This is a genomic window from Oleiphilus sp. HI0123 (assembly GCF_001635315.1).
This window is the reverse complement of sequence record NZ_LWGE01000831.1, coordinates 1-532: the sequence shown is the minus strand read 5'-3', so window position 1 is coordinate 532 and position 532 is coordinate 1. Positions and strand designations below refer to the sequence as shown.

Annotated in this window: 1 protein-coding gene; it reads right to left on the bottom strand. The window is 49.1% G+C overall.

Going from position 1 to position 532, the window contains the following annotated elements; all coding sequences use genetic code 11:
- Nucleotides 1-532 (bottom strand): phosphate signaling complex protein PhoU (gene phoU / locus A3761_RS07280; RefSeq protein ID WP_068750046.1); only part of this gene is annotated, 532 nt, incomplete at both ends.

Below are 532 nucleotides of genomic sequence, written 5' to 3'. Positions count from 1 at the left end.
TACGATGTAGATCACGTGCTCAGCCAGATTACACGCATGGTCACCGATACGTTCCAAGGCACGTAGTACCCACATAACGCTGTGAATCTGGGAGATACTGCGAGGGTCTTCCATCATGAAGGTCATCAGTGAGCGAACCGCTGACTTGTACTCGGCATCGACAGCATGGTCTTCTTTCATAATATCCAGTGCCATATCGATATCGAAACGTGCAAAGGCATCGAGTGCACCATTGACCATTTGACCAACATGATCGCTGATGTGGCGAATTTCGACGTAGCCGCGAGGTGCTTTGCCCTCTTCAGTCAGGCGGATTGCCATTTTGGCAATCTTACTGGCTTCATCACCAATGCGTTCGATATCTGCAACCATTTTGATGATAGAAATGACTAAGCGAAGGTCACTCGCTGCCGGCTGACGTCGTGCAATCAACTGGGTACAGTCTTCGTCGATCAGTAACTCCATTGCGTCAACTTCTTGGTCTTTGTTACGGACCGTATCGGCGAGTTCGCTATTGTTGGTGATAAGAGCT